The organism is Mesorhizobium sp. P170090, assembly GCF_057786115.1.
In genome coordinates this window covers 761,224-785,762 of record NZ_JBYNWH010000001.1, presented here as the reverse complement: position 1 = coordinate 785,762, position 24,539 = coordinate 761,224, and the positions used below count along the sequence as shown (strand labels likewise).

The 24,539-nt window shown below is 63.6% G+C and carries 20 protein-coding genes and 1 pseudogene; 14 read left to right on the top strand and 7 right to left on the bottom strand.

Annotation, left to right across the window (positions count from 1 at the left end; genetic code table 11):
• Nucleotides 1-3: 3 nt before the first annotated feature.
• The 3 genes from AC3EML_RS03865 to AC3EML_RS03855 are packed head-to-tail and all read right to left on the bottom strand — an operon-like array spanning nt 4 to nt 2,420.
• Nucleotides 4-831 carry a shikimate dehydrogenase gene (locus tag AC3EML_RS03865; RefSeq protein ID WP_023685038.1) on the bottom strand — a complete coding sequence of 276 codons (828 nt, stop codon included), beginning with the start codon at nt 829-831 and terminating at the stop codon, nt 4-6.
• Nucleotides 824-1,423 carry a Maf-like protein gene (locus AC3EML_RS03860; RefSeq protein ID WP_023685039.1) on the bottom strand — a complete coding sequence of 200 codons (600 nt, stop codon included), beginning with the start codon at nt 1,421-1,423 and terminating at the stop codon, nt 824-826. Before AC3EML_RS03860 ends, AC3EML_RS03865 begins: the two co-directional genes overlap by 8 nt.
• A gap of 58 nt (nt 1,424-1,481) precedes the next feature.
• Complete coding sequence (locus tag AC3EML_RS03855) at nt 1,482-2,420, bottom strand: pyruvate, water dikinase regulatory protein (protein WP_488505159.1); 939 nt, start codon at nt 2,418-2,420, stop codon at nt 1,482-1,484.
• 283 nt (nt 2,421-2,703) lie between these two features.
• On the opposite strand from AC3EML_RS03855, the gene hemE reads away from it, so the two are divergent.
• From hemE to yddG, 4 genes are all read left to right on the top strand, one after another.
• Nucleotides 2,704-3,735 (top strand): uroporphyrinogen decarboxylase, encoded by a 1,032-nt coding sequence (gene hemE / locus AC3EML_RS03850; protein ID WP_023687594.1) that lies wholly within the window; start codon nt 2,704-2,706, stop codon nt 3,733-3,735.
• Nucleotides 3,735-4,277, top strand: coding sequence for a protoporphyrinogen oxidase HemJ (gene hemJ / locus AC3EML_RS03845; RefSeq protein WP_023692917.1), 543 nt, complete (start codon nt 3,735-3,737; stop codon nt 4,275-4,277). The genes hemE and hemJ overlap by 1 nt, the downstream gene beginning before the upstream one ends.
• Nucleotides 4,278-4,440: 163 nt before the next feature.
• A complete protein-coding gene (rho, locus tag AC3EML_RS03840) occupies nt 4,441-5,706 on the top strand; it encodes a transcription termination factor Rho (RefSeq protein ID WP_023672113.1) in 1,266 nt (421 codons plus the stop codon).
• A gap of 265 nt (nt 5,707-5,971) precedes the next feature.
• A complete protein-coding gene (gene yddG / locus AC3EML_RS03835) occupies nt 5,972-6,904 on the top strand; it encodes an aromatic amino acid exporter YddG (RefSeq protein WP_352520712.1) in 933 nt (310 codons plus the stop codon).
• Between the two features lie 276 nt (nt 6,905-7,180).
• On the opposite strand, the pseudogene AC3EML_RS03830 reads toward yddG, so the two are convergent.
• Nucleotides 7,181-7,343, bottom strand: a pseudogene (locus AC3EML_RS03830) (DUF255 domain-containing protein); the annotation flags it as partial.
• Nucleotides 7,344-7,389: 46 nt separating this feature from the next.
• Here AC3EML_RS03830 and mnmE point away from each other — a divergent pair.
• The 5 genes from mnmE to AC3EML_RS03805 all read left to right on the top strand — a co-directional run bounded on the left by mnmE (nt 7,390) and on the right by AC3EML_RS03805 (nt 13,461).
• Nucleotides 7,390-8,712: a tRNA uridine-5-carboxymethylaminomethyl(34) synthesis GTPase MnmE gene (gene mnmE / locus AC3EML_RS03825; RefSeq protein WP_352520713.1), complete on the top strand. Its 1,323-nt coding sequence runs from the start codon at nt 7,390-7,392 to the stop codon at nt 8,710-8,712.
• 432 nt (nt 8,713-9,144) lie between these two features.
• Nucleotides 9,145-11,019 (top strand): tRNA uridine-5-carboxymethylaminomethyl(34) synthesis enzyme MnmG, encoded by a 1,875-nt coding sequence (gene mnmG / locus AC3EML_RS03820; protein WP_352520714.1) that lies wholly within the window; start codon nt 9,145-9,147, stop codon nt 11,017-11,019.
• Nucleotides 11,016-11,648, top strand: a complete 633-nt coding sequence (gene rsmG, locus AC3EML_RS03815; RefSeq protein WP_352520715.1) for a 16S rRNA (guanine(527)-N(7))-methyltransferase RsmG — start codon at nt 11,016-11,018, stop codon at nt 11,646-11,648. The genes mnmG and rsmG overlap by 4 nt, the downstream gene beginning before the upstream one ends.
• Before the next feature lie 65 nt (nt 11,649-11,713).
• Nucleotides 11,714-12,511, top strand: a complete 798-nt coding sequence (locus AC3EML_RS03810; RefSeq protein WP_023692913.1) for a ParA family protein — start codon at nt 11,714-11,716, stop codon at nt 12,509-12,511.
• Between the two features lie 62 nt (nt 12,512-12,573).
• Nucleotides 12,574-13,461, top strand: a complete 888-nt coding sequence (locus AC3EML_RS03805; RefSeq protein ID WP_023819327.1) for a ParB/RepB/Spo0J family partition protein — start codon at nt 12,574-12,576, stop codon at nt 13,459-13,461.
• A 272-nt stretch (nt 13,462-13,733) separates the two neighbouring features.
• Here AC3EML_RS03805 and holA read toward each other — a convergent pair whose 3' ends face one another.
• On the bottom strand, nt 13,734-14,777 hold the full coding sequence (holA, locus tag AC3EML_RS03800; protein ID WP_352520716.1) for a DNA polymerase III subunit delta: 1,044 nt from the start codon (nt 14,775-14,777) through the stop codon (nt 13,734-13,736).
• A gap of 510 nt (nt 14,778-15,287) precedes the next feature.
• On the opposite strand from holA, the gene AC3EML_RS03795 reads away from it, so the two are divergent.
• The 4 genes from AC3EML_RS03795 (at nt 15,288) to lpdA (ending at nt 20,563) form a co-directional block, all read left to right on the top strand.
• Entirely contained in the window at nt 15,288-16,520 is a 1,233-nt protein-coding gene (locus tag AC3EML_RS03795) for a 3-methyl-2-oxobutanoate dehydrogenase (2-methylpropanoyl-transferring) subunit alpha (protein ID WP_352520717.1), read from the top strand.
• 2 nt (nt 16,521-16,522) lie between these two features.
• Nucleotides 16,523-17,536 carry an alpha-ketoacid dehydrogenase subunit beta gene (locus tag AC3EML_RS03790; protein WP_023687603.1) on the top strand — a complete coding sequence of 338 codons (1,014 nt, stop codon included), beginning with the start codon at nt 16,523-16,525 and terminating at the stop codon, nt 17,534-17,536.
• A 2-nt stretch (nt 17,537-17,538) separates the two neighbouring features.
• Nucleotides 17,539-18,939 (top strand): dihydrolipoamide acetyltransferase family protein, encoded by a 1,401-nt coding sequence (locus AC3EML_RS03785; protein WP_352520718.1) that lies wholly within the window; start codon nt 17,539-17,541, stop codon nt 18,937-18,939.
• Between the two features lie 235 nt (nt 18,940-19,174).
• Nucleotides 19,175-20,563 (top strand): dihydrolipoyl dehydrogenase, encoded by a 1,389-nt coding sequence (lpdA, locus tag AC3EML_RS03780; protein WP_023672169.1) that lies wholly within the window; start codon nt 19,175-19,177, stop codon nt 20,561-20,563.
• A gap of 160 nt (nt 20,564-20,723) precedes the next feature.
• On the opposite strand, the gene AC3EML_RS03775 is transcribed toward lpdA, so the two are convergent.
• Complete coding sequence (locus AC3EML_RS03775) at nt 20,724-21,827, bottom strand: saccharopine dehydrogenase family protein (RefSeq protein ID WP_023672168.1); 1,104 nt, start codon at nt 21,825-21,827, stop codon at nt 20,724-20,726.
• 150 nt (nt 21,828-21,977) lie between these two features.
• Here AC3EML_RS03775 and AC3EML_RS03770 point away from each other — a divergent pair, with 150 nt between their 5' ends.
• Entirely contained in the window at nt 21,978-22,406 is a 429-nt protein-coding gene (locus AC3EML_RS03770) for an Lrp/AsnC family transcriptional regulator (RefSeq protein WP_023672167.1), read from the top strand.
• Nucleotides 22,407-22,495: 89 nt separating this feature from the next.
• Here the strand turns inward: AC3EML_RS03770 and AC3EML_RS03765 are convergent, their stop codons facing one another.
• Nucleotides 22,496-24,529 carry an aldo/keto reductase gene (locus AC3EML_RS03765; protein WP_352520719.1) on the bottom strand — a complete coding sequence of 678 codons (2,034 nt, stop codon included), beginning with the start codon at nt 24,527-24,529 and terminating at the stop codon, nt 22,496-22,498.
• Nucleotides 24,530-24,539: the final 10 nt, after the last annotated feature.

Below are 24,539 nucleotides of genomic sequence, written 5' to 3'. Positions count from 1 at the left end.
CCATCATTTGGCGACGATGTCGGCGACGATCATCTGTCGCAACTCAGGCGTGACCTGCGGCTTCTTGCCGAACCAGCGTTCGAAACCGGGCACAGCCTGGTGCAACAGCATGCCGAGCCCGTCGACCGTCTTCAAGTTTCTCGCGCGGGCAGCGGCAAGCAGCGGTGTTTCCAGCGGCACATAGACGATGTCTGCGACAATGGCGTGAGCTGGCAGGCCGGCCGGATCGGCGGCCAGCGTCGCATCGCCATGCATGCCAAGTGCCGTCGTGTTGATCAGCAAGCCGGCATCGCCAAGCAAGTCGCCGACCGCGCCATGCGCCGAGACGCCGGCCCCGAAGCGGTCGGCGAGTTCCTGCGCCCGCGCCAATGTGCGGTTGACGATGCGGATATCTTTGATGCCGCGCGATTTAAGCGCGTGGATGACCGCGCGCGACGCGCCACCGGCGCCGAGCACCACGGCCGGAGCGTTTCTCTCCCAGCCCCGGGCATGCTCGTCGAGATTGCCGGCAAAGCCGATCCAGTCCGAATTGCCGCCCCACAGCACGCCGTCGTCCAGCCACAGCATGTTGACCGCGCCGATCATCTCCGCCGCCTCGTCGCGGCGCTCGACCCGGGCGAAGGCGACTTCCTTGTGTGGAATGGTGACGTTGCCGCCCTGATAGCCATTGGCCTGGAGGGAAGAGAGGAACTCGGGAAAATCGGCCGGCGCGACATCGATCGCATGATAGCTGCCGTCGATGCCGTATGTGTTCAGCCAATAGCCGTGGATCTTCGGCGAGCGCGAATGCGCGATCGGATGGCCGGTGACGAAAGCTTTTTTCTCAACCATCGATGGCTCCGAGCGCACGCAATTCCGCCAGCACCGGTAACAGCGGCAGGCCGACAATGGTGAAATAATCGCCTTCGATCTTTTCGAACAGCTGGATGCCTTCGCCCTCGATCTGGTAGGCGCCGACGCTCGACAACGCCTTGGCGCCGACGCGGGCCAGGTGCCGGCCGACGAAGGCCGGATCGAGCTTGCGCATGGTAAGGCTGGCGATGCCGACGTGACGCCACAGCACCTTGCCGTTGCGGCAGAGCACGGCGGCGCTGTTCAGCTGATGCGTCTTGCCCGACAGCGCCAGCAGATGGCGGCGGGCGCCTTCCATGTCGGCCGGCTTGTGGAACACTTCATCTCCCAGTGACAAAGTCTGGTCGCAGCCGAGCACCAGGGCGCCCGGTCTGCGTTCGCTGACCTCGGTCGCCTTGGCTTCGGCGAGTATCAGGGCGACATCTTCCGGCGACACACCGCTGTCCTGCAACGGCGCCTCGAGCGCACGCTCGTCGACATCGGCAGGCACCGCTTCGATGCCGAGCCCGGCATTGATGAGCATTGCTTTGCGGAACGGGCTGCCGGAGGCGAGGATGATTTTTTCGGTCATGGGTTCTGGGCCTGGTCGATAGTGGTTGATTGGGGCAGGAGGTCGCGTTGCCATCCCATCATCTATTCTTCCCCCGCAGGGCAACAATGGCTGCCGCGGTCTCTTCGATCGAACGGCGGCTGACGTCTATCATCGGCCAATTGTGGCGGGTGCAGATCTGGCGGGCATAGGCGAGCTCTTCGGCGATCGAGGCACGGTCGACATAATCGGTCGCTTCGTAGGTGCTGCTGTTGCCGAGCACGCGGTTCTGCCGGACATGCGAGATGCGTTCGGCGGTGGCGATCAGCCCGACGATCAGCGGCTTGGTAGCAGCGGCCAGGCTTTCGGGCACCGGCACGCCGAGCACGATCGGGATGTTGGCGGTCTTGATGCCGCGGTTGGCGAGATAGATGCTGGTCGGCGTCTTCGATGTCCTGGAAATGCCGATCAGCACGACATCGGCGTCGTCCATGTTGAGCGGCAGCTGCCCGTCATCATGCTCCATCGTAAAATTGAGTGCGTCGATACGGTGGAAATAATCGGCATCGAGCACATGCTGGGCGCCGACGCGGCGGCCGGCCGGCGTGCCGAGATAGGACTGGAACACGGTGAGGACCGGCTCCAGCACCGAAACGCAGGGCAGCCCCATGGCGGCGCAGCGCTCGTCAATACCGCGCGCCAGCTTCTGGTCGACGACGGTGTAGAGGATGATGCCCGGTTCCTCTTCTATGTCCTCGAAGACTTTCGCCACCTGCTTTTCGGTGCGGATGAGCGGATAGATATGCTCGATGGCGCGCGCATCCTTGTATTGCGCCGAGGCGGCTCGGCCGGCCGCCAGCAGCGTCTCGCCGGTGGCGTCGGAAATCAGGTGCAGGTGAAAGAAGCTCTGGGGTTTGTTCACAGGGGGCGCCTCAGGCTGTGGGCTTGTGTGGATAAACCGGGGCCGCAAAGGCGACCGGCTGGAGGCGACTGTATCAGAAGGCCAGTTGTCCACAATTCGATGCGCTGTCAGCTTCACTGTGCGGTTGGGGACAAATCTGGGGACGGGCGTTTTTGCCAGCGCTTCATCCACAGAGGCGGTTTTTCAGCGGCTACGTCAAACCATTGACTCCAGTGATGGAATCCTGGTCATCCACACTCTTTGCCAATCCGGCGGAAGAAACACGCGACAAAATGCTGGCTGGCCTTTTCCAGGGCAAAGCGGGACAGGTGACAACCACCGATACCAACAAACTCTTAGAATCAGAAGATTCTAGAAATAGACTATTTAATTTTAGAGAAGGCAGGGAAGAGAGCGCTCAATGCCCGAGAACCGCATCGTGCTGGACGTGCTGAGAGGCGAGGCAGTGTTTCCGCCGCCGCTCTGGATGATGCGCCAGGCCGGGCGCTATCTGCCGGAGTACCGCGAGACCAGAAAGCGCGCCGGGTCCTTCCTCGATCTTTGCTACAATCCTGATCTGGCCGTTGAGGTGACGCTGCAGCCGATCGAGCGCTTTGGCTTCGATGCCTCGATCCTGTTCTCGGACATTCTGGTCGTGCCGCATGCGCTGGGGCGCGATGTCCGCTTCGAGGAGGGCCGCGGGCCGCTGCTGACGCCAATCACTGCAGCTGAGATTTCGGCTCTCAACGGCGAAACGTTTCACGTGAATCTCGAACCGGTCTACGAGACGGTTCGCCGGCTGCGGGCAAGATTGCCTGACGAGACCACGCTGATCGGCTTCTGCGGCGCGCCGTGGACGGTGGCGACCTACATGATCGCCGGCCACGGCACACCCGACCAAGCGCCGGCGCGGCTGTTTGCCTATCGCGAACCGACGGCCTTCAAGCATCTCCTGAAAGTGCTCGCCGATCACTCCGCGGCCTATTTGATCCGCCAGATCGAAGCCGGTGCCGACGTGGTGCAGATTTTCGATTCCTGGTCCGGCGTGCTTGATGATGCGTCTTTCGAGCAGTTCTGCGTGCAGCCGGTGGCGGAGATCGTCAGGCAAGTTCGTGCGGTTCATCGCGATGTTCCGATCATAGGCTTTCCCAAGGGCGCCGGCGCCCGCTACGAGACCTATCGTGAGAAGACCGGGGTGACGGGGCTGGGGATCGACTGGACCGTGCCCCTGTCGGCTGCGAACGAACTGCAGCATTCAGGTGCGGTCCAGGGCAATCTCGATCCCTTGCGGCTTGTGGCTGGCGGCAAAGCCCTGTCGGACGGCGTCGATGCGATCCTCAAGGCGCTGGGCGACGGACCGCTGATCTTCAATCTCGGCCATGGCATTACGCCGGAGACGCCGGTGGCGCATGTCGAGGCGATGGTGAAGCAGGTGCGGAGCGCGACACGCTGATGGCTCAATCGGATAATACGGGCGGCAACAGCACTCGTGGGGCGATGATGCGCATGACCATCGGCATCGGAGTGCTGGTTGTTCTCACCGCACTTTTGTTTTTCTTTGCGCCTGAGGGTTTCTATCCCTGGGCGAAGGCAATCCATATCCTGGCCGTCATCTCCTGGATGGCCGGCATGCTCTATCTGCCGCGATTGCTGGTCTACCACGCCGACGCAGAGAAGGGGTCCGTCCAATCGGAGACCTTCAAGGTGATGGAGCGGCGTCTGCTGCGCGGCATCATCAATCCGGCGATGATTGTCACCTGGGTGTTCGGGCTTTGGCTTGCCTGGAAAGTGTTTGGCTTTCACGGCGGCTGGCTGCACGCCAAGATGGGCTTGGTGCTGTTGCTGTCGGGCGTGCATGGCTATCTGGCCGGTGCTGTCAGGAAATTCGCCGAGGACCGCAATGAAAAACCGGCGCGGCACTGGCGAATCGTCAACGAGATCCCCACATTGCTGATGATCGCCATCGTCATCCTGGTTGTCGTCAAGCCGTTCTAGGCCCATTTCGGTCGACAAAACGCAGCTTGCTCTTTCCCCCGACCGACGATAAAAGACGGGTCTTCCTTCCCGTCATGCGCCGCCCTTGATTGCTTTCGGCCGCGCCCGGCATTTATCGCATCCAGCCGATATATTTTCCCCAAAGCAGATTCAGAGTCCGTCTATGCAAGAAATGAAACTCGCAGAGTTCAAGAACAAGAAGCCGCCAGAGCTGATCGCCTATGCCGAATCGCTCGAAGTGGAAAACGCCAGCGTCATGCGCAAGCAGGAACTGATGTTTGCCATCCTGAAGAAACTGGCCGCCCAGGACGTCGAGATCATCGGCGATGGTGTGGTCGAGTTGTTGCAGGACGGTTTCGGCTTCCTGCGCTCAGCCAACGCCAATTATCTGCCGGGTCCCGACGATATCTACATCTCGCCCTCGCAGATCCGCCGCTTCTCCTTGAAGACCGGCGATACCGTCGAAGGGCCGATCCGCAGCCCAAAAGAGGGCGAGCGCTATTTCGCCCTTCTCAAGGTCAACACGATCAATTTCGACGATCCCGAAAAGATCCGTCACAAGATCCATTTCGACAATCTGACGCCGCTCTATCCGACCAAGCGGCTGAAGATGGAGATCGACAATCCGACCGGCAAGGACATCTCGTCGCGGGTGATCGACCTGGTGGCGCCGATCGGCAAGGGACAGCGCGCGCTCATCAACGCGCAGCCGCGTACCGGTAAAACGGTGCTGATGCAGAATATCGCCCACTCGATCACGGCCAATCATCCGGAATGCTATCTGATCGTACTTCTGATCGACGAACGGCCAGAAGAAGTGACCGACATGCAGCGTTCGGTGAAGGGCGAGGTCGTGTCCTCGACCTTTGACGAACCGGCGGTGCGCCACGTCCAGGTCGCCGAAATGGTCATCGAAAAGGCCAAGCGCCTAGTCGAGCATGGCCGCGACGTCGTTATTCTGCTCGATTCGATCACCCGCCTCGGCCGTGCCTACAACACCGTTGTGCCGTCCTCCGGCAAGGTACTGACCGGCGGTGTCGACGCCAACGCGCTGCAGCGGCCGAAGCGCTTCTTCGGCGCGGCCCGCAACATCGAGGAAGGCGGCTCGCTGACCATCATCGCCACCGCGCTGATCGACACCGGCAGCCGCATGGACGAAGTCATCTTCGAAGAGTTCAAGGGCACCGGCAACTGCGAAATCCAGCTCGACCGCAAGGTCGCCGACAAGCGCATCTACCCGGCCATGGACATCTTGAAGTCAGGCACCCGCAAGGAAGACCTGCTGGTCTCCAAGCAGGATCTGCAGAAGATCTTCGTCCTGCGTCGCATCCTGGCGCCGATGGGAACCACGGATGCGATCGAGTTCCTGATCGACAAGCTGAAGCAGACCAAGACCAACGCCGATTTCTTCGATTCGATGAACACGTAAGCTTCTCGTCGGGCCATCGGTCATGCATTGAAGCCCCGTTCCGGGAACTGGGACGGGGTTTTTTGCTGGGCGGGTAGCATTCCCGATATCGAACGGCCGCTTGCGGCAGCGTGGGGCACCGCCTTTATGCGAATACTCACGCATGTCGCTCAAGTGACCCCGTGACCCCGGTTTTGAGACAACGACATGCATAAAACAAAGACTAAAGCGCGTCGCCTGAGTCGGTTCAAATGCGACGCGCTTTCGGTGTTTCGGGGCTGGGAACGTGCGACGTGAAGAAAACATTCCGACCCTGATCGGCTTCTCGGCCATTCTGACATGGTCGTTCCTGGCGCTGCTTTCGACTGCGGCGGGACCGATTCCGCCCTTTCAGCTGGCGGCGATGACGTTTCTGCTCGGCGGGTTGGTCGGCGCGTCGAGCTGGCTTGTCCGTCCGGCGGCGATCAAGTCGCTGCGCCAGCCGTGGCAGGTCTGGGCGCTCGGCACAGCGGGGCTGTGCATCTATCACTGCGCCTATTTCTTCGCCATCCAGTCGGCGCCGCCGGTCGAGGTCAGCCTGATCGCCTATCTCTGGCCGTTGCTGATCGTCGTCTTTGCCGCCTTCCTGCCTGGAGAAAAGCTTAGGGCCCATCACATCGCCGGCGTCATGCTCGGCCTTGCCGGCGCCATTGTGGTGATCACCAAGGGCGGCACGATCGGACTGGCCAATGGTGTGATGAAGGGGCATGTCATCGCGCTGTTCTGCGCTTTCATCTGGGCCGGCTATTCGGTTTTGTCGCGCCGCTTCGGCAAGGTGCCGACCGATGTGGTCGCCGGTTACTGCTTCATCACGGCTGCGGTCGCCTTGATGCTGCACCTCACCCTTGAGACCACCGTCTGGCCACAGACGGCGACGCAGTGGAGCGCCATCGTCATCTTGGGCGTAATACCGCTAGGCGCCGGCTTTTACGCCTGGGACTATGGCTGCAAGCACGGGGACATCATGATCCTCGGCGCCCTCTCCTACGCGGCGCCCCTCTTCTCGGTCATCGTGCTTCTGCTGGCAGGCTTTGGTGTGTTTCACTGGTCGGTGGCTGTTGCTTGCATCCTGATCACGGTCGGAGCGGTGGTCGCCGCCAAGGATTTGCTGTTCGGGCCGCGGCCGCCATCCATTGATGTGACGCCGCTTCCTTCGGCCTTGGACGGAAACACGGGTTGAGCTACCGGCGTCGCAACAGCGGCTCGGTTCCTACGGATCCGGCGCCACCGGCAGGATAGCCGTGCATAGCCCCGGTCTGCCGGTCGGCGGCCGGATACCAAGCCGATGTTAAGTTGATTCGCATCCGTTCCGATCGCGGAGACGATATCGGCGTGACGCGGGTCGGGATTCGATTCGTAACCGGAACGAGGCCGGCCTGCGGGGGGCGATGGGATCCAGCTTCACGGTCCGGGCCAGGCACAGGCGTTAACGATGCGGCCTGCGTAGGGCTTGCTGGCCCGCCCAGAACTGCTTGGCGTCGGAATTAGGACCATGGTCAGCGGTCACCCGCCTGCTCCCCCATGGATGACAAGGTGGCCATACAGATTTGGCAATCCGGCCGCTCCTCGCGATCGACCTTGATATTGACGAACAGGCGGTTCATGACGGCCGCGACACTGTGGGATTGTTGACTGGATAGCTAGGCGACCGGTGAGAAGGGGCAAATGATTTCGGGCGATTCGATCGTTGCGCTTTCCAGCGGGCGCCTGCCCGCCGGCATCGCTGTCATCCGCATTTCCGGACCGAGGACTGGATTCGTTGTCGAAACGGTGGCCGGTGGCACGGTCAAGGACCGGGTTGCGACCCTGCGCAAGCTCCGAACGGTGGACGGGTCGCTTATCGACAACGGCCTGGTGCTGTTTTTTCCGGGGCCGAACAGTTTTACCGGCGAGGATGTCGCCGAGTTCCACGTCCATGGCGGCCGCGCCGTCGCCGGCAAGATGCTGGAGATCATTGCCGGGTTTGACGGCGTGCGTCATGCGGAACCTGGTGAATTTACGCGCCGGGCTCTTGTCAACGGCAAGCTGGATCTGGTCGAGACGGAGGCGTTGGCCGATCTGGTCAACGCCGAAACCGAAGCGCAGCGGCGCTTTGCCGTGCAGAATGCCGAAGGAGTGCAAAGCGAACTCTATCTTGGCTGGCGCCGTCGGCTGATCCATGCACGGGCGATGATTGAGGCGGAAATCGACTTCGCCGACGAAGACGACGTGCCCGGTTCCGTTTCGGATACGGTTTGGTCCGATGTGCGCGCGATGGCGGGCGAGATCGGCCGGCATGTCGATGGCTTCCATGCCGCCGAGATCATCCGTGACGGGTTCGAGGTTGTCATCCTCGGTGCACCGAACGCCGGAAAATCCAGCCTATTCAATGTGCTAGCCAGGCGTGAGGCGGCGATTGTTACCGACGAGCCCGGCACGACGCGGGATTTGCTCGAAGTGGTGCTGGATCTCCACGGAGTGCGGGTCAGGGTAACCGACACCGCGGGCCTGCGCGAGGGGCCCGGCAAGATCGAAGCGATCGGTATCGAAAAGGCGCGGGCCAAGGCGCACACGGCTGACCTGGTGCTGTTGCTGGAAGATCTGGCGGACCCGACTGCGATCGGCAACATGCCTGTCGACGCCCCGGTTTTGAGAATTGGCACCAAGGTCGATCTCTTGAAAGGTTCGCCGCGATTGGAGGCCTATGATGCGTTGATCTCGACGGTGGACGGCACTGGGTTGGCTGAACTCCTGGCCGAGATCGGCAGGCGCGCCGCAGCTGCTATCGGCGATGCCGGTGACATCCTGCCGTCTCGGTTGCGGCATGTGGAGCTGCTCAATGAGACCAGGCGCTTTCTGATCTCGGCTTTGTCGGGGCAAGAGCGCGGCCAGGAGCTGCGGGCGGAGGAGCTGCGTCTTGCGGCGGACCGGCTTGGCCGGATTGTCGGCGCGGTGGATGTCGAGGACCTGCTGCACGTGATCTTTTCGCAGTTTTGCATTGGAAAGTGACTCACGTGAAACAGGGGGGGCGTGTGAGTGACTCACGTGAAACACAGGGGGCCGCCCAAGTGCGTGTTTCACGTGAAATGAGGAGTTTGGCAAAAACGCCAAGTGCCGAAGGGCGGCCTCGCCCCTCATTGTCCTCCCGGGCATTTCTCACCGTACAGTGACAGGGAGAAAGGTACTGTTATCCGGGATTTCGCCAACCACCGAAGCGCGCCAGCGCTTGAGCTCTACCCTTCTCCCCGTCACCGGGAGAAGATGCCGGCAGGCAGATGAGGGGCAGCGCCAGCCGAGGTAATTGTCGCCGCTTCCCGACTCACGTGAAACACCTCTGCGGCTTTCAGCACTCCGTTCCCCGTGAACGAATCAACCTGCAATCCTTGACAGCGTCCTCTCGTGGGGACATGTGTCGCGAAATCTCGGAATCTGGAAGGGACAATGATCGATCACTATGATGTGGTTGTGGTGGGCGGTGGCCATGCCGGGTGCGAGGCTGCGAGCGCTGCCGCGCGCGCTGGCGCCAGGACCGCGCTGGTCACGCTGCGCTTCGACACGATCGGTGTCATGTCCTGCAATCCGGCGATCGGCGGCCTCGGGAAGGGCCATCTGGTGCGTGAGATCGACGCCATGGACGGGCTGATGGGCCGCATAGCCGATGCTGCCGGCATCCAATTCCGCCTGCTCAATCGCCGCAAAGGCCCTGCCGTGCGCGGGCCGCGCACGCAGGCCGACCGCAAGCTTTACCGGCTGGCCATGCAGGAAGCGATTCGGCAGCAGAACGGTCTCGACGTCGTCGAAGGCGAGGTTCTGGACTTCGACATCGTGGATGGACGCATCGCCGCTGTGCTCCTGGCCGACGGGCGCCGGTTGGCGTGCGGCGCCGTGGTGCTGACCACCGGCACTTTTCTGCGCGGTCTTATTCACATTGGCGACAGGAAGATTGTCGCCGGGCGGATGAACGAGCAAGCGAGCCTTGGCCTGTCGGCGACGATGAGCCGCGCCGGTTTCGCGCTTGGACGGCTGAAGACCGGGACGCCGCCGCGGCTCGATGGCCGAACCATCGACTGGGCGTCGCTGGAAAGCCAGGCGGCCGACGAACATCCAGTGCCGTTCTCGCTGCTCACCGACACAATCAAGAATCCGCAAATCCATTGCGGCATCACGCGTACGACGCCGGCGACGCACGCGCTGATCCGCGCCAATATCCGCCGCTCCGCCATGTATTCCGGCTCGATCGAAGGCGTAGGTCCACGTTACTGCCCGTCGATCGAAGACAAGATCGTCAAGTTCGGCGATCGCGAAGGCCACCAGATTTTCCTCGAGCCGGAAGGGCTGGACGACGACACGGTCTACCCCAATGGCATTTCGACCTCCCTGCCCGAGGATGTGCAACTCGACATTCTCAAAACTATACCCGGGCTAGAGCGGGCGACCATGCTGCAGCCCGGCTACGCTATCGAATACGACCATGTCGATCCGCGCGAGTTGGAGCCGACGCTTGAGGCCAAACGTATTGCGGGGCTTTTCCTCGCCGGTCAGATCAACGGCACCACCGGTTATGAAGAAGCCGGAGCGCAGGGCCTGCTCGCCGGACTCAACGCCGCGCGCAAGGCGGCGGCCGACGACCAAATCGTGCTCAGCCGCACCGAAGCCTATATCGGAGTGATGGTCGACGACCTCACCAGCCGCGGCATTGCCGAGCCCTACCGCATGTTCACTTCGCGGGCGGAGTTTCGCCTATCGCTGCGCGCCGACAATGCCGATGAAAGGCTTACGCCTCTGGCAAATCGGCTTGGTATCGTGTCGCCGGAGCGAACGCGGCGGTTCAATGAAGTCACACAGGATCTTGATAGGGCGCGAAAACTCGCAATTGCGACGACGATGACGCCCAACGAAGCGGCGCGGCATGGGCTGGAGATCAACAGGGACGGCGTGCGCCGCTCCGCTTATGAATTGCTCGCTCATCCCGGCGTCGATATAGCCTGGCTGGCCCGTGTTGCGCCGGCCTTTGGCGCAATCGACGTCAAAACCGCTGAGCGGCTCGAAACGGAAGCGAAATATTCGGTTTACCTTGATCGCCAGCAGGCGGATGTCGGACAGATCCGCCGCGAGGAAAGCCGGCTAATCCCGGCGTCGGTGGATTTCGCCGATGTTCCTGGCCTGTCCAATGAGCTGAAGCAGAAGATGCTAACGCGTCAGCCCCGGTCGATCGCTGACGCGCAGCGTATGGAAGGCATGACGCCGGCGGCGCTGGCCATCATCGTCGCGCACGTCCGCAACGCCGAATCGGCCGCCCAAAGGGCCGTTGCGTGAGCGCTGCCTCATGGGCGAGTCTGCAAGAGGCCGCGGGACCGGTTTCACGTGAAACATTCGATCGGTTGGTGACGTTCGAACGGTTGTTCCTGAAATGGAACCGCAACATCAATCTGGCCGCGCCGTCGACGCTGGACGATGTCTGGGGCCGCCATATTCTGGATAGCGCGCAGCTGGCGCGAATCGCACCGCAGGCCAAACGCTGGGCCGATCTCGGTTCGGGCGGCGGTTTTCCGGGCCTGGTAATGGCCTTCCTGCTGGTCGAACGCGATGGCGCGTCGATCGATCTGGTCGAGAGCAACCGCAAGAAAGCGTCGTTTTTACAGGCGGTCATTGGCCAGTTCGGTTTGCCGGCACGGGTCGTCGCCCGGCGCATCGAGGACAGCTATGCGCTTGTTTCCGAACCGGAAATCATCACGGCGCGGGCGCTGGCCGCGCTGCCGGCGCTGCTCGATTTGTCGGCGCCGTGGCTGACCAAGGGATCGCGGGCGCTGTTCCACAAAGGCCGGGATTATCGCTCCGAGGTGGAAGAAAGCACTCACCGCTGGGCTTTCGATCTGGTAGAACATCCGAGCATGACCGACGCCCATGGCGTCATCCTCGAAGTGACCGATCTGCAGACTGCGTAAGCTCTCCTTCGCAACCTTGGCGACGCAATGAATACCTGGCCCACATGAATACCTGGCACAGACCCATGAAAACCGGACCTCGCACCATCACCGTCGCCAACCAGAAGGGCGGCGTCGGCAAGACAACCACCGCCATCAATCTGGCCACGGCGCTGGCCGCCATCGGCGAAAAGGTGCTGATCGTCGATCTCGACCCGCAAGGCAATGCCTCGACGGGTCTCGGTATCGACCGCAAGGACCGCACCGTCTCCTCCTACGATGTGCTGACCGGCGAACTGGGCCTGGAAGAGGCCGCCATTCCAACGGCGGTGCCCGGCCTGTCGATCGTGCCGTCGACGCTCGATCTGCTCGGCATCGAGATGGAAATCGCCTCGGCGCCGGATCGCGTGCTTAAGCTGCGCAACGCGCTGCGCGCCGCCACCGAGCGCGGTGCGCCGTTCGGCTATGTGCTGATCGACTGCCCGCCCTCGCTCAACCTTTTGACTTTGAATTCAATGGCGGCAGCCGATTCTGTTCTTGTGCCGCTGCAGTGCGAGTTCTTCGCGCTGGAAGGGCTAAGCCAACTCCTGGAAACGGTGGAGCAGGTGCGTCGTTCGATCAATCCAGACCTGATCATCCAGGGCATCGTGCTGACCATGTATGACGGCCGCAACAACCTCGCCAACCAGGTGGTGCAGGACGTGCGGGCACACATGGGCGACAAAGTCTACGAGACGATCATTCCTAGGAATGTGCGGGTGTCCGAGGCGCCGTCCTACGGCAAGCCGGCAATCCTCTACGATCTCAAGTGCTCAGGCAGCCAGGCCTATCTGCAGCTGGCGTCCGAAGTGATCCGCCGCGAGCGCAAATTGCGCGCCGCTTGATTAGGCAGGGTCGATAAACAAAGCCGATCCGTCACCGAAACGATCAAGAATCTGGAATTGAGATGAGCGAAGACCTTTCGAGAAAGAGACTGGGGCGTGGACTGGCGGCGCTGATCGGCGAGATCGACCGCCCGGTGGCAGCCGAAAAGCCGGGCTTGAATGCGGACGGCAAGGTGCCGATAGAGTTCCTGAGCCCGAACCCGAAAAACCCGCGCCGGCATTTCGGCGACGCCGATCTGACGGATCTCGCGCAATCGATCCGCGAACATGGCGTCGTGCAGCCGGTAGTGGCGCGGCCTTCGCCGACGCAGGCCGGGCGCTACGAGATCATCGCCGGCGAGCGCCGCTGGCGGGCGGCGCAGCGCGCCGGGCTGACCGAGATCCCGATCATCGTGCGCGACGTCAACGACCGCACAGCGCTGGAACTGGCGATCATAGAAAACGTCCAGCGCACCGATCTCAACCCGGTCGAGGAGGCGCTCGGCTACCAGCAGTTGATCGACGACCACGGCTACACACAGGCTGACCTCGGCAATGTCATCGGCAAGAGCCGCAGCCACGTCGCCAACACGCTCAGGCTGTTGAAGCTGCCCGACGTAATCCGCGACATGCTGGTCGACGGCGTGCTGTCGGCCGGCCATGCCCGGACGCTGGTGACGGCGCAGGATCCCGCCGGGCTAGCCAAGCAGATCGTCGAAGAAGGGCTTTCGGTGCGCCAGGCCGAGGCGCTGGCGCAGATGCCGGCGGGCGGCACGCCGCCCAAGGCAAAACCAGCACACGGCGCATCGGGCAAGGATGCCGACACGCTGGCGCTGGAAAGGCTGATGACCAACACGATCGGCATGATCGTGACCATCGAGCACAAGGGCAAAGGCGGCGCGATCCGCGTGGACTACCGCAGTCTGGAGCAGCTCGACGAGCTATGCCGGCGGTTGAAGGATGAGCGGTAGAGGGTTGGGGCTGCGCCATATTTAGCCGGCGAATGAAGTTCTGGCTTAGGATGAAGAAAGGGCTTGGCGGTTGCCGGCCCTTCTTTTTATTGGCGATTGCCGAAGGGATCGAACTGCTGATCTCCCCCCTTGAGGGGGAGATGGCCGGCAGGCCAGAAGGGTCGTCTCCCATCAAGCGCCGACCTCGTTTGTCGTTGCGAAAGGCGCCAGCGCTCCACGCGCCGCGACCCCCTCTGTCGCCTTTGGCGACATCTCCCCCTCAAGGGAGGAGATCACCGCTGCGCCAGCCTCCCGCTCTCCACCGCAATGGCGAGCAGCGCCTGCCGCGCCAGCGCTTCCGACAAATCCGGCCTGCGCCTGGTCTGCAGCACGGCAGATTGCAGCCGGTTCAGCGCGCGGCTGAGCGCCTCGACGTTCCAGCGCTCCAGCGCCTTCTCCACCAGCTTGCGCCGCGAGAAAAACACCGGCGGACGGGCGCCGGCCACTGCCGAGGCGGCGTTGCGGCCGGCGGTGTCCATCTGGCCGCGCATGACCTGAAGCTGCTGCAGCTGCCGCATCGCCGAGGACAGTACCAGGAAAGGATGGCCGCCGGACAGGCAGTGGCGGGTGAAGGCGGTGTCGAAGTCACCGATCCTGCCCTCCAGCACAGCATCGACCGCGTCGTCGAAGGAGGCGCCGGAGACGTCGCCGGACATCGCCCTTACGTCGTCGAGGCTGATGTCCTTCTGGCCGTGGGCATAAAGCACCAGTTTTTCGATCTCGCCGCGTGAGGCCAACCGGTCGCCGCCGAGATTGCGGCGCAGCGCCTGGCGTGCGTCGAGCGCCATCGACATGCCGGCCTTGCGCAACTCGTCGTCGATGACGCTGTCGATGTCGCGGGCTTCATCGGCGTAGCAAGGCAGCGCCATGGCGGTGTCGGCGGCCTCGACGATCGCGCGCAGTCCGATGCCCTTTTTCAGGTCGCCGGCCTCGATGAGAATGATGGCGTCGCGCGCGGGCTCCGCGGTCAGCGCCTTGACGTCCTCAGCCAGCGGCTTCTGGCCGCTGGCGTTGCGCACCCACAGAAGCCGCCGGTCGGAGAACATCGGCACGGTGCGGGCTTCGTCCAGCAGCCGGCCCTGGTCGCGATCGACCTCCGCGCCGTCGAGCCGTACGACGGAAAACGGATCGTCGAGCGGCAGGCCGGTTTTCGCGGCAAAGGTTTTGGCCCGCTCGGCGACCAAGCCGCGGTCGGGTCCGTAAAGCAGGACGATCGATATGCGCGCGTCAGGCTTCGCCAGCCACGAATCGACCTCGTATCCTTTTTTCTGCGCCATGGAGGGTGGTTAGCATGATGCGGTCGCTGAGTGAACGTTCTCCAAAGCGTTCGAGACCTTGGCGCCCTTCCTCTCCCTCCGGAGGGGGGAGAGGTGGCTCGGCGAAGCCGAGACGGAGTGGGGGAACCACCTGGCAATCGCCGCGAACGGACAAAGGAAGGGCACTATCTCAAGCATTGCCTAGCGCCCAAGGGTCGACCCCCACTCCGTCGAGCTTAGCTCGACACCTCTCCCCCGATCACGGGGAGAGGAAAGCGCGAGTTCGCCGACCTTGGTGCGTTCATCTCTCCCGGAGGCCGTGAAGTGACTATCTGCCGGAAATCCTGCAAACTTTGCGCCTAATTGCGCGCTGCTCCCCAACATCGACAAGAAATTTCGCTGACATATCTGCATCTTGGCGTCGCCTGCCGGCCGTGACGCCGGATGGGTTGCGGCGCCCCATGAATTGGCGCTGTGCCGGGCGCGCGGATGTGCAAATATCGACGCCAGGCAAATGGGAGGACCATGGTCATGACCGATGCTGGGATGTTGCGGTTTCATGTGCCGGAGCCGGAAGTGCGGCCGGGCGGAACGCCCGACTTCTCCAACGTGCCTATCCCCAAGGCCGGCTCGGTGCCGCGACCGGACATCAATGTCGATCCGCGCACCATCCGCGACATGGCGTTTTCGATCATCCGTGTGCTCAACCGCACCGGCGAGGCTGTCGGGCCGTGGGCCGGGCTGCTCACCGACGAGGAGCTGCTCGAGGGGTTGCGCCACATGATGACGCTGCGCAGCTTCGATGCCCGCATGCAGATGGCGCAGCGCCAGGGCAAGACCTCGTTCTACATGCAGCATCTGGGCGAAGAGGCGGTGAGCTGCGCTTTCCGCAAGGCGCTGATGCCGGGCGACATGAATTTCCCGACCTATCGGCAAGCCGGCCTGCTCATAGCCGACGGCTATCCGATGGTCACGATGATGAACCAGATCTATTCCAACGAGGCCGATCCGCTCAAAGGGCGGCAATTGCCGATCATGTATTCGTCGAAGGAGCACGGCTTCTTCTCGATCTCCGGCAATCTGGCGACGCAATACATCCAGGCGGTCGGCTGGGCGATGGCTTCCGCTATCAGCAACGATTCGAAAATCGCGGCGACGTGGATCGGCGACGGCTCGACGGCCGAATCCGATTTCCATTCCGCACTGGTGTTCGCCTCAACCTACAAGGCGCCGGTCATCCTCAATGTCGTCAACAACCAGTGGGCGATCTCGACGTTTCAAGGCATTGCGCGCGGCGGCTCCGGCACCTTTGCCGCGCGCGGCCTCGGCTTCGGCATTCCGGCGCTGCGCGTCGACGGCAATGATTATCTCGCCGTGCATGCCGTGGCCAAATGGGCGGCGGAGCGGGCGCGGCAAAATCTCGGGCCGACGCTGATCGAATATGTCACCTACCGTGCCGGCGCGCATTCGAGCTCGGACGATCCGTCGGCCTATCGGCCGAAGACGGAATCCGACGCCTGGCCGCTCGGCGATCCGGTGATGCGGCTGAAGAACCATCTGATCCAACGCGGCGTCTGGTCGGACGAGCGTCACGCCCAGGCTGAGGCCGAAATTTTGGAGACGGTGATCGCCGCACAGAAGGAGGCCGAAAGCAACGGCACGCTGCATGCCGGCGGCAAGCCGTCGACGCGCGAGATGTTCGAGGGCGTGTTTGCCGAGATGCCGCCGCATCTCAGGCGCCAGCGCCAGCAGGCGGGAGTCTGACCATGCCGAGACGGACCATGATCGAGGCGATCCGCGACGCCATGGACGTGTCGATGGCGCGCGACGAACGCGTCATCGTCTATGGCGAGGATGTCGGCTTCTTCGGGGGTGTCTTCCGCTGCACGGCAGGCCTGCAAGCGAAGTACGGCAAGAGCCGCTGCTTCGATGCGCCCATCAACGAATCCGGCATTGTCGGCTCGGCCATCGGCATGGCCGCCTACGGGCTGAAGCCATGCGTGGAAATTCAGTTTGCCGACTACATGTACCCGGCTTACGACCAGCTGACGCAGGAAGCAGCACGCCTGCGCTACCGCTCGAACGGCGATTTCACCTGCCCGATCGTTGTCCGCATGCCGACCGGCGGCGGCATTTTTGGCGGCCAGACGCACAGCCAGAGCCCGGAAGCGCTGTTCACCCATGTGTCGGGGCTGAAGACGGTGGTGCCGTCCAATCCTCATGATGCCAAGGGGCTGCTGATCGCGGCGATCGAGGATCCCGATCCGGTGATTTTTCTGGAGCCGAAGCGGCTCTATAACGGACCGTTCGATGGCCATCACGACCGACCGGTGACGCCATGGTCGAAGCATGAACTGGGCGAGGTCGCCGACGGCCATTACACGGTGCCGCTCGGCAAGGCGGCGATCCGCCGGGCGGGCTCGGCCGTCACCGTGCTCGCCTACGGCACCATGGTCTATGTCGCGCAGGCGGCGGTGGAAGAAACCGGCATCGATGCCGAGATCATCGATTTGCGGACCCTGCTGCCGCTCGATCTCGACGCGATAGTCGCTTCGGTGAAGAAGACCGGACGCTGCGTCGTCGTGCACGAGGCGACACTGACCTCCGGCTTCGGCGCCGAGCTGTCGGCGCTGGTGCAGGAAAATTGTTTCTACCATCTGGAAGCGCCGGTGGCGCGCGTCACCGGTTGGGACACGCCCTACCCGCATGCGCAGGAATGGGACTATTTCCCGGGGCCGGCCCGTGTCGGCCGCGCGCTTCTCGAAACCATGGGAGCCTAGGGATGGGCGAACACATCATCAAGCTGCCGGATGTCGGCGAAGGCGTCGCCGAGGCCGAACTTGTGGAGTGGCACGTCAAGGTCGGCGACCTCGTGCGCGAGGACTCGGTGCTTGCCGCCGTCATGACCGACAAGGCGACGGTGGAAATACCTTCGCCGGTCGATGGCGAGATCCTGTGGCTGGGCGCCGAGATCGGCGACACGGTGGCGATCGGCTCGCCGATCGTGCGGCTGAAGGTGGCGGGTGAAGGCAATGTGAAGGATGCGCTGCCGGGCGAGGCCAGCGCCAAGAGCACCCCCACCCCTGCCGAGGCGAGCCACGGGTCTCGCCCGTCCTCCGGACCCCCACAAGAGGGAGGCGTTTCGGCCACGAAATCCGACGCCAAGTCGCCACCACCTGCACCAGCAGCCAAAAGCGCACGGGCAGCTGAGACTGAATCCCCCTCCCCCTTGTGGGGAGGGGCCAGGGGCGGGGGTACTGCGCCGACATCTAAAGGTGCGGCACCCTCCGGCGCGCCGCGCCCGGAGGGCGAAAAGCCCCTGGCGTCGCCCGCCATCCGGCTCAGGGCGAAGGAGGCGGGGATCGATCTGCGCCAGGTGTCGGGTACCGGCCCTGCCGGCCGCATCAGCCACGAAGATATCGAGGCATTCCTGGCACGCGGACCGCAGGTAGCGAAGGCGTCGGGTCTGGCGCGCAATGACAGCGTCGAGGATATCAAGGTCATCGGACTGCGGCGCAAGATCGCCGAAAAAATGTCGCTGGCGAAGTCACGCATCCCGCACATCACCTATGTCGAGGAGATCGACGTCACAGCACTTGAGGAGTTGCGCGCGGCGCTCAACAAGGAAAAGCGCAAGGGTGTGGAGAGGCCGAAGCTGACGCTGCTGCCGTTCCTGATGCGGGCGATGGCCAAGGCGATTGCCGACCAGCCCAACATCAACGCGCTGTTCGACGACGAGGCCGGCATCATCCATCAGCATGGCGGCGTCCATATCGGCATTGCCGCGCAGACGCCGTCGGGCCTGGTGGTGCCGGTGGTCAAGCACGCCGAGGCGCGCGACCTCTGGGATTGCGCGGCCGAGCTCAACCGCCTGGCCGAAGCGGCGAAGTCCGGCACGGCCAGCCGCGACGAGTTGTCGGGATCGACCATCACCATCACCTCGCTCGGCGCCATGGGCGGCGTGGCGACGACGCCGGTCATCAATCATCCTGAGGTGGCGATCGTCGGCGTCAACAAGATGATGGTGCGGCCGGTCTGGGACGGCACCCAGTTCATCCCGCGCAAGATGATGAACCTGTCATCGAGCTTCGATCACCGGGTGGTCGACGGCTGGGATGCGGCGGTGTTTGTGCAGCGGATCAAGGCGCTGATTGAGACGCCAGCGCTGATATTTGTGGATTGAGGGGCGGAACGACCGAGATGACGGCGGGACAGCGCCCCCCTCTGCCTTACCAGGCATCTCCCCCACAAGGGGGGAGATTGGACGTCACGCAGGGTTTCGCCAATCTCCATCGTTGCAGGAATGAGCGAAGCGAAGAAGCTGCTGATCTCCCCCCTCGTGGGGGAGATGTCCGGCAGGACAGAGGGGGGCGCGAAGGATCGCGACGGAACATTCCCTCGCATCAAAGGGTCACGCCATGAAAGAAATCTCCTGCAAGCTGCTGGTCATCGGCGCCGGGCCCGGCGGCTACGTCTGCGCTATCCGTGCCGGCCAGCTCGGCATCGATACGGTGATCGTCGAAGCCGGCAAACCGGGCGGCACCTGTCTCAATGTCGGCTGCATCCCGTCCAAGGCGATGATCCATGCGGCGGAAGAGTTCGAGAAGGTCGCGCATATGGCCGGCGGCAGCAGTCCGCTCGGCATTTCTGTGGCGGCTCCGGTGCTCGATCTCGGCAAGACGGTTGCGTGGAAGGACGGCATTGTTAGCCGGCTGACCGGGGGCGTTGCCGGGCTACTGAAGAAGGCCAAGGTCAAGACCGTCTATGGCTGGGCGACGTTCCGCGACGGCAAGACCGTCGCGGTCGAGACCGAGACCGGCACCCAGATCATCCGCGCCGAAACGGTTGTGATCGCCACCGGCTCGGCGACGGTGGAACTGCCGTTCCTGCCGTTCGGCGGCCCGGTGATTTCATCCACAGAAGCGCTGGCTCTCGGCGAGGTGCCGAAAAAGCTCGCCGTGGTCGGCGGCGGCTATATCGGGCTGGAACTAGGCATGGCGTTCGCCAAAATGGGCGCCGCGGTGACCGTGGTCGAGGCGCTGCCGCGCGTGCTGGCGCAATATGATGCGGAACTGACCCGGCCGGTGGTGAAACGGCTGGCCCAGCTCGGCGTCGAGGTGATGCTTGGCGCCAAGGCCGAGGGGCTCAAGGGCGACGCGCTGCTGGTCGAGACCGCGGACGGCAAGAGCACCAAAATCGCGGCAGACAAGATCCTGGTCACGGTCGGCCGCAAGCCGGTGACGGAGGGCTGGGGCCTCGATCAGATCGATCTCGACATGGCCGGCAAGTTCATCAAGATCGACGACCAGTGCCGCACCTCGATGCGCGGCATCTATGCCATTGGCGACGTCACCGGCGAGCCGATGCTGGCGCACCGGGCGATGGCGCAAGGCGAAATGGTGGCCGAGATCGTCGCCGGCCACAAGCGCAGCTGGGACAAGCGCTCGATCCCGGCCGTCTGCTTCACCGATCCGGAGCTGGTGACGGCAGGGCTAACGCCGGAGGAGGCGAAGGCTTCAGGCGAAATCAAGATCGGCCAGTTCCCCTTCGCCGCCAACGGCCGGGCGATGACGAAACTCGGCGAGGACGGGTTTGTTCGTGTTGTCGCCCGCGCGGACAACCATCTGGTGCTGGGCATCCAGGCGGTCGGGCAAGGCGTGTCGGAACTGGCGGCGGCGTTCGGCCTAGCGCTGGAAATGGGCGCGCGGCTGGAGGATATCGCCGGGACCATCCATGCGCATCCGACGCAAGGCGAAGGCTTCCAGGAAGCGGCGCTGAAGGCGCTGGGCCACGCGCTGCATATTTGAAGTGCGCTTACCCTTCCCCTTGTGGGGAGGGTCGATCCGCGTAGCGGAGCGGGGTGGGGGTCCTCGCCGACCGTCAGCGCTCACCCCCACCCCGTCTCGCCATCTCCGCTTCGCTCCGATTGCGCGCCGACCCTCCCCACAAGGGGGAGGGTGAAGTAGCTCAGCTTGCGAGCCGGCTCACCATCTCGTGCTGCGCATAAGCGCGCCCAAAACGATTGGCGAGAAACGCATCCAGCGCGATGTCTTCCTGCTTGACGAAACCGGTCGCCGGCAAGGTGCCGTCGGCCAGCATGTCGAGCACGGCGCAGATGCCGGACGCGGTGGTGATCTGGATTGCGCTGCGCACCTGGTTGCCGATGCGCTGCGAATAGATCTTGTTGGCGTAGGTTTCCTGCAGCAGGCGGCCATTGCGGCGGCCCGAGACGGTGACGAAGACGATGACCACGTCCTGCAGCGTTGCCGGCAGGGCGCTCTCGAAGATATCCTTCAGCACGTCGCGGCGGTGGCGCAGGCCGAGATCGTTGAGCAGCGCCTTCATGATCGCCGCGTGGCCGGGATAGCGGATGGTGCGGTAGTTCAGCGTGCGCACCTTGCCCTTCAGCGTCTCGGCCAGCGTGCCGAGACCGCCAGAGGTGTTGAAGGCCTCATAGGTGACGCCGTCGAGCGAGAACTCTTCGCGCTCCTCCAGCGGCGGCACCTCGATCAGCTCGCCCTCGACGATCGCCTCGCAGGGTTCGCAATATTCGTTGATGACGCCGTCGGTGCTCCAGGTCAGATTGTAGTTCAGCGCATTGGACGGGTATTGCGGCAGCGCGCCGACGCGCATGCGAACGCTTTCCAGCGTGTCGAAGCGGCTGGCGAGATCGTTGGCGACGATCGAGATGAAGCCCGGCGCCAGGCCGCATTGCGGAATGAAGGCGCTGTTGCCCGACTTGGCCAGCTCCTTGACGCGGCGGGTCGAGACGACATCCTCGGTCAAATCGAGATAGTGCACGCCGGTGGCGGCGGCCGCTTCGGCGATGCGCGTGGTCAAATGGAAGGGGGCGGCGCTCAGCACGGCGAAGGCGCCGGCAAGGGCGGCCTCGAGTGCGCCCGGCGCTGCGATATCGAGCTCCAGCCCCTCGACGCCGGCGGGAAGTTCGGCCGCGGCAAGCTGCGCCGCCGCGCGGTCGATAACGGTGACGTGGTAGTCGCCGCTGTCGGCGAGCATGCCTGCAATGGTGGAGCCGATCTTGCCGGCGCCGACGACGATGATTTTCTTCATGACCTTGCCCCTCGTGAAAACTCTTTGGCCCAGACCGCCGCGCGGTGGACGCGATGCCTTCAAGAATCGCAGCTTGCCTGTCGAAAGGAAGCGTGGGATCGTTCGAAATGAACCCTGCAATTGAACGATACGCCGACGAGGTTCGTCGAAATGCTCAGTGACGCCGAACAAAAACTGCTTTCCCTGCTGCGCGCCAATGCCCGCGCGTCGACCACTGAGCTGGCGCGCCAGCTCGGCGTTTCGCGCACGACGGTGCAGAGCCGGATCGAGCGGCTGGAACAGCGCGGCATCATCACCGGCTATGGCGTGCGGATGGCGCCGGACTACGAGCAGGGGCTTGTGCGGGCGCATGTGCTGCTCACCGTCACGCCCAAGCTCGCCGACAAGGTGGTGCGGGCGCTGCAAGCGCTGCCGCCGGTACGGACGCTGCACTCGGTGAGCGGCAATTTCGACATGATCGTCATCGTCGACGCGCCGTCGATCAGGGATCTGGATGCGTTGCTGGACGAGATCGGGGCGATGGACGGGGTCGAGCGGACGTCGTCGTCGATTATTTTGTCGACACGGATCGATCGGTAGGTGGAACGCATGAGCCGCTAATCTCCCCCGCAAGGGGGAGATCAGCCTTCGCCTTGGCTTTCGCCAACCTCCAAATCTGAGCTTGCTCCCTAAGCCCGCCGCCTTTCCGGCCCGCTATCCAGCCACGCCACATCCTCCGCCGACAGCTTGATATCCAGCGCCTTCAAACTGTCCTCCAACTCGTCCAGCGTGCGCGGGCCGATCAACGGCACCGACGGAAAAGGCTGCGCCAGCACATAGGCGAGCGCGATGTGGATCGGACTTTTGCCCAGGCGCTGCGCCAGCTCGATGGCGCGGTCGCGGCGGCCGAAATTTTTCTCGGAATACCAGACCCGCACCAGCTCCTCATTGTCCTGCTTGTCGCGGCCGGCGCGGTCGGTGAAGAAGCCGCGGCCCTGGCTCGACCAGGCGAAGTTGGGCATCTGCCTTTTCGTCAGCCAGGATTTCCAGTCGTCGGTGGACGAGGTGATGCAGCCGGCCCAGATCGGCTCCAGCATCTCGGCCAGCGAGAAATTGTTGGAGAGCACGCCGGGCTTCTGCTTGCCGGTGCGCTCGGCATAGGCAATCGCCTCGTCCATGCGCGCCATCGTCCAGTTCGAGCCGCCGAACGGGCCACGGATGCGGCCGGCCTTGACCTCGGCGTCCATCGCATCGACGAATTCGCCGACCGGCACATCGGGGTTGTCGCGGTGCATGAAATAGAGGTCGACATGGTCGGTCTGCAGCCGGTCCAACGACTGGGCGAGCTGCTTGCCGATGACATCGGGATAACAGAGCGGCGAGTGCGCGCCCTTGGCGATGATCACCGACTGCTCGCGCACGCCGCGATTCCTGAGCCACTGGCCAAGCAGCGTTTCGGTGTAGCCGGCGCCGTAGACATAGCCGGTGTCGAACAGATTGCCGCCGGCCTCGAAGAAGGCGTCGAGCAGGATTGCGCCCGACGAGAAGGTGCGGAAATCCTCGAAGCCGAGCGCCACCACGGAGGCCGGCTTCGACAGGCCCGGAATCTTGCGCTTGCCGATGGCGGTGCCGCCGGTGCGCAGCGGCCGGCCCGAAAGGGTGTTGGTTCGCTTAGCCGGCTTTTCGATTTCATATTCGAGCCCTACGGCAGCGCGCCATTTGTCGAGCACACGCAGCGTGCCGAGACTGTCGGCCCAGCCCATGCCCGGCCAGGCGAATTCCTGTTTGCCGGCCAGGATCGCCTCGCCGGCGGCGTCGACCTCAAAGGAATAGAGATGGCGGGTTTCGTTGAGGCTGATGGTCTCGCGCGTGTCGTCGGCGAGAATTACATCGATCCGGCCAGGGCCGCCATCGCGGTTGCCGCCGCCGGCGAACCAGAAATCCGGCACCTCGATGCGGCCCTTGGTGCCGAGGATGCGCAGGACATTGTCCTGTTTGAGCGAGATGCTGCAGGATACCTCGGCAACGATTCCACCGGGAAAATGCAGCAGCGCCGAGGCCCATTCGTCGACGCCGGACTTGCCGAGATGGGCGGTGCCGAAAACCTTGTCCGGCTCGGCGAAGGGTTTGCCTGTGGCAGCGCCCGCGATCAGCCGCACCATGGAGACGGGATAGCCGCCGACGTCGAGAATGCCGCCACCGGCGAGATCGTTGGCGTAGAGCCGGTGCTCGGGCATGAAGCCCGGCATGGCGAAGCCGAAGCTCGACTTGATCAGCCTGACATCGCCAATGACGCCCGACTGGATCACCTCGACCAGCTTCGCCGTCTGCGGGTGCAGGCGGTACATGAAGGCTTCGCCGAGGAAGGTGCCGGCCTTGCGCGCGGCATGGATCATGGCGTCGGCCTCGAAGGCGGTCAGCGCCAGCGGCTTTTCGCACAGCACATGCTTGCCGGCTTCCGCCGCCTTGATTCCCCATTCGGCATGGCCGGGATGCGGGATGGCGATATAGACGGCGTCGACCTCGGGGTCGGCGAGCAGCGCGTCGTAACCGTCGAGGATGCGGGCGCCGGGAAACGTCTCGGCCAGGCCTGCCTTGCCGGGATTGCGGGCGCCGAGCGCCACGATCGTGCCGGTGCGCGAGCCTGCCACGCCGCGGGCGAACGCTTTGGCGATGTCGCCGGGCCCAAGTATCCCCCAGCGGAGGGGCGCGGTTGCAGTCATGATCATTCTC

What these genes read in the sequence shown, in the direction of transcription:
- AC3EML_RS03770 (WP_023672167.1), top strand. Translation starts at nt 21,978, where the DNA reads ATGCTCAGTGACGCCGAACAAAAACTGCTTTCCCTGCTGCGCGCCAAT.
- mnmG (WP_352520714.1), top strand. Translation starts at nt 9,145, where the DNA reads ATGATCGATCACTATGATGTGGTTGTGGTGGGCGGTGGCCATGCCGGG.
- AC3EML_RS03775 (WP_023672168.1), bottom strand. Translation starts at nt 21,827, where the DNA reads ATGAAGAAAATCATCGTCGTCGGCGCCGGCAAGATCGGCTCCACCATT.
- holA (WP_352520716.1), bottom strand. Translation starts at nt 14,777, where the DNA reads ATGGCGCAGAAAAAAGGATACGAGGTCGATTCGTGGCTGGCGAAGCCT.
- AC3EML_RS03765 (WP_352520719.1), bottom strand. Translation starts at nt 24,529, where the DNA reads ATGACTGCAACCGCGCCCCTCCGCTGGGGGATACTTGGGCCCGGCGAC.
- lpdA (WP_023672169.1), top strand. Translation starts at nt 19,175, where the DNA reads ATGAAAGAAATCTCCTGCAAGCTGCTGGTCATCGGCGCCGGGCCCGGC.
- AC3EML_RS03865 (WP_023685038.1), bottom strand. Translation starts at nt 831, where the DNA reads ATGGTTGAGAAAAAAGCTTTCGTCACCGGCCATCCGATCGCGCATTCG.
- AC3EML_RS03805 (WP_023819327.1), top strand. Translation starts at nt 12,574, where the DNA reads ATGAGCGAAGACCTTTCGAGAAAGAGACTGGGGCGTGGACTGGCGGCG.
- AC3EML_RS03785 (WP_352520718.1), top strand. Translation starts at nt 17,539, where the DNA reads ATGGGCGAACACATCATCAAGCTGCCGGATGTCGGCGAAGGCGTCGCC.
- hemJ (WP_023692917.1), top strand. Translation starts at nt 3,735, where the DNA reads ATGGCTCAATCGGATAATACGGGCGGCAACAGCACTCGTGGGGCGATG.
- AC3EML_RS03790 (WP_023687603.1), top strand. Translation starts at nt 16,523, where the DNA reads ATGCCGAGACGGACCATGATCGAGGCGATCCGCGACGCCATGGACGTG.
- AC3EML_RS03795 (WP_352520717.1), top strand. Translation starts at nt 15,288, where the DNA reads ATGACCGATGCTGGGATGTTGCGGTTTCATGTGCCGGAGCCGGAAGTG.
- mnmE (WP_352520713.1), top strand. Translation starts at nt 7,390, where the DNA reads ATGATTTCGGGCGATTCGATCGTTGCGCTTTCCAGCGGGCGCCTGCCC.
- rho (WP_023672113.1), top strand. Translation starts at nt 4,441, where the DNA reads ATGCAAGAAATGAAACTCGCAGAGTTCAAGAACAAGAAGCCGCCAGAG.
- AC3EML_RS03810 (WP_023692913.1), top strand. Translation starts at nt 11,714, where the DNA reads ATGAAAACCGGACCTCGCACCATCACCGTCGCCAACCAGAAGGGCGGC.
- hemE (WP_023687594.1), top strand. Translation starts at nt 2,704, where the DNA reads ATGCCCGAGAACCGCATCGTGCTGGACGTGCTGAGAGGCGAGGCAGTG.
- AC3EML_RS03860 (WP_023685039.1), bottom strand. Translation starts at nt 1,423, where the DNA reads ATGACCGAAAAAATCATCCTCGCCTCCGGCAGCCCGTTCCGCAAAGCA.